The organism is Agrobacterium sp. A3-95, from assembly GCF_053521785.1.
Genome location: NZ_JBNWDR010000023.1, coordinates 1 through 3611 on the forward strand (window position 1 = coordinate 1; position 3611 = coordinate 3611).

Consider the following 3611-nt stretch of genomic DNA (forward strand, 5'->3'; position numbering starts at 1 on the left):
CAATGGGAACGAAGAAGTCGATCGAGCTATTAGTAACGGTAAGCTTCACATGTTGCCATGCTTCCACACCCGTCCTATCAACGTGGTCGTCTTCCACGGCTCTGATAGGGAACACTCGTTTTCAGGTTGGTTTCCCGCTTAGATGCCTTCAGCGGTTATCCATTCCGTATATAGCTACTCTGCTATGCCCTTGGCAGGACAACAGATCCACCAGAGATACGTCCATCCCGGTCCTCTCGTACTAGGGACAGATCCTGTCAATATTCCTACACCCACGGCAGATAGGGACCGAACTGTCTCACGACGTTCTGAACCCAACTCACGTACCGCTTTAAATGGCGAACAGCCATACCCTTGGGACCTGCTCCAGCCCCAGGATGCGATGAGTCGACATCGAGGTGCCAAACAACCCCGTCGATATGGACTCTTGGGGGTCATCAGCCTGTTATCCCCGGCGTACCTTTTATCCGTTGAGCGATGGCCCTTCCACACGGGACCACCGGATCACTATGACCGACTTTCGTCTCTGCTCGACTTGTCAGTCTCGCAGTCAGGCGGGCTTATGCCATTGCACTCGACGACCGATTTCCGACCGGTCTGAGCCCACCATCGCGCGCCTCCGTTACTCTTTCGGAGGCGACCGCCCCAGTCAAACTACCCACCATACACTGTCCCGGATCCGGATAACGGACCGCGGTTAGACATCCACGAAGATAAGGGTGGTATTTCAAGGATGGCTCCACAAGAACTGGCGTCCCTGCTTCAAAGCCTACCACCTATCCTACACATGCCTTGGCGAATGCCAGTGTAAAGCTATAGTAAAGGTGCACGGGGTCTTTCCGTCTGACCGCAGGAACCCCGCATCTTCACGGGGAATTCAATTTCACTGAGTCTATGTTGGAGACAGCGGGGAAGTCGTTACGCCATTCGTGCAGGTCGGAACTTACCCGACAAGGAATTTCGCTACCTTAGGACCGTTATAGTTACGGCCGCCGTTTACTGGGGCTTCAGTTCAGAGCTTGCACCCCTCCCTTTAACCTTCCAGCACCGGGCAGGCGTCAGACCCTATACGTCGTATTGCTACTTCGCAGAGCCCTGTGTTTTTGATAAACAGTCGCTACCCCCTGGTCTGTGCCACCCCATCATACTTGCGTAAAATGGGGTCACGCTTCTTCCGAAGTTACGCGTGCAATTTGCCGAGTTCCTTCAACATAGTTCTCTCAAGCGCCTTGGTATACTCTACCTGACCACCTGTGTCGGTTTCGGGTACGGTCTATACGGTGGAGCTATTTCCTGGAACCTCTTCGCCGCACATTCAATCCAGTAAGAATGTACAACACACGAGATCCGTCACTACCACCAGGCCCACGAATATTAACGTGGTTCCCATCGACTACGCGTGTCCGCCTCGTCTTAGGGGCCGGCTAACCCTGCTCAGATTAACTTTAAGCAGGAACCCTTGGTCTTTCGGCGAGGGAGTCTCTCACTCCCTTTATCGTTACTCATGTCAACATTCGCACTTCCGATATCTCCAGCAGCCCTCACGGGTCCGCCTTCACAGACTTACGGAACGCTCCGCTACCACGCAACAGTCACTACAACTGTCACATCCTCAGCTTCGGTGCATGGCTTTAGCCCCGTTACATTTTCGGCGCAAAGACCCTTATTTAGACCAGTGAGCTGTTACGCTTTCTTTAAATGATGGCTGCTTCTAAGCCAACATCCTGGTTGTTTTGGGATCCTCACATCCTTTCCCACTTAGCCATGACTTGGGGACCTTAGCTGGAGGTCAGGGTTGTTGCCCTTTTCACGACGGACGTTAGCACCCGCCGTGTGTCTGCCGACTAGTACTCCTCGGTATTCGGAGTTTGGTTAGGATCAGTAAGACGGTGAGTCCCCATAGCCCATCCAGTGCTCTACCCCCGAGGGTATTCGGTCGACGCTCTACCTAAATAGATTTCGCGGAGAACCAGCTATTTCCGAGTTTGATTGGCCTTTCACCCCTAGCCACAAGTCATCCCAATCTATTGCAACAGATACGGGTTCGGCCCTCCAGTTGGTGTTACCCAACCTTCAGCCTGCTCATGGCTAGATCACTCGGTTTCGGGTCTAATGCAACTAACTCAATCGCCCTATTCAGACTCGCTTTCGCTGCGCCTACACCTACCGGCTTAAGCTTGCTAGTTACACTAAGTCGTTGACCCATTATACAAAAGGTACGCCGTCACCCTTGCGGGCTCCGACTGTTTGTAGGCATCCGGTTTCAGGTTCTATTTCACTCCCCTCGTCGGGGTGCTTTTCACCTTTCCCTCACGGTACTTGTTCGCTATCGGTCATGCACGAGTACTTAGGCTTGGAGAGTGGTCTCCCCATGTTCAGACAGGATTTCACGTGCCCCGCCCTACTCAAGGACAATGACTGTTCTACGCGTAAGGGGCTATCACCCTCTATGGCCGACTTTTCCAAATCGTTCCGCTTTATTCATCATTGCCACTGGCCTGGTCCGCGTTCGCTCGCCACTACTTACGGAGTCTCGGTTGATGTCCTTTCCTGCAGGTACTTAGATGTTTCAGTTCCCTGCGTTCGCTTCTTACCCCTATGTATTCGAAAGTAAGATACCTTATCACAATGCTTGGAAACCCAGGCCGTTCATAAAACAGACTGGATTTTCCAAGCATTTAAGGTGGGTTGCCCCATTCGGAGATCCATGGATCAAAGCTTATTCGCAGCTCCCCACGGCTTTTCGCAGCGTATCACGTCCTTCTTCGCCTGTGCATGCCAAGGCATCCACCAAATGCCCTTAATTCACTTCTTCGTTCTCATTGTCTATGCTCATCCATAGCCGTTCCAAAGGAACGGCAATCCGGTTACCTTTTACAACCAGATTATCTCCTGATGACATCGACGTGTTCGATACAATCCTCTTTGAAGGCACGCCGGTGCACTTCGAGGTCGTATCATTAAGACCAGCTTCTCGAGATATCATCCGGTGATGCGCGGTCAGGCAACATCAATCCAGCATTCCCATCAGAGGAGCAAAAGCTCCAACAACAAAAATGCCTCGGACAAGCGATCCTTCCTACCTCCAACCCCTCCACCAATTCCGGCCGACTAAGCCATCACATGGTTTCACAAGGATTGGTCTCGGACGTTTCAGGCATAAACCCAAAACACCTGGACGCTTCCAGACATATCTTCTCTTCACAATGTATTCAGAACAGGCATCTTCCTTAGCAGAAGATGCAAACTTTTATTTCTTCAAAAGGATATTCAACTCACCGATCAATCCACCCATACAGGCCGATAGGCCGTCGGCCATCATTGGCCGGCCCGTCTGGAGCGCAGCGGCAAAGCCGCGACAGCGTCAAGACATAACCTCACCAACCGCGCTAGCGATTGGTGGAGCTGAGCGGGATCGAACCGCTGACCCCCTGCTTGCAAAGCAGGTGCTCTCCCAGCTGAGCTACAGCCCCAACCATCGCAAACACCCGACAGCATAACCGCCAGGGATCAGGCAAATTCCAAAAACCAATGGTGGGCCCGGGTAGACTCGAACTACCGACCCCACGCTTATCAAGCGTGTGCTCTAACCAACTGAGCTACGGGCCCAG

At 52.5% G+C, this 3611-nt stretch carries 2 tRNA genes and 1 rRNA gene; all 3 read right to left on the reverse strand.

The window, feature by feature from the left end:
• Positions 1-8: 8 nt before the first annotated feature.
• Positions 9-2815 (reverse strand): 23S ribosomal RNA (locus ACQZ5Y_RS28200).
• A 582-nt stretch (positions 2816-3397) separates the two neighbouring features.
• Positions 3398-3473: transfer RNA gene (locus tag ACQZ5Y_RS28205), tRNA-Ala, on the reverse strand.
• 59 nt (positions 3474-3532) lie between these two features.
• Positions 3533-3609: transfer RNA gene (locus ACQZ5Y_RS28210), tRNA-Ile, on the reverse strand.
• Positions 3610-3611 lie beyond the last annotated feature (2 nt).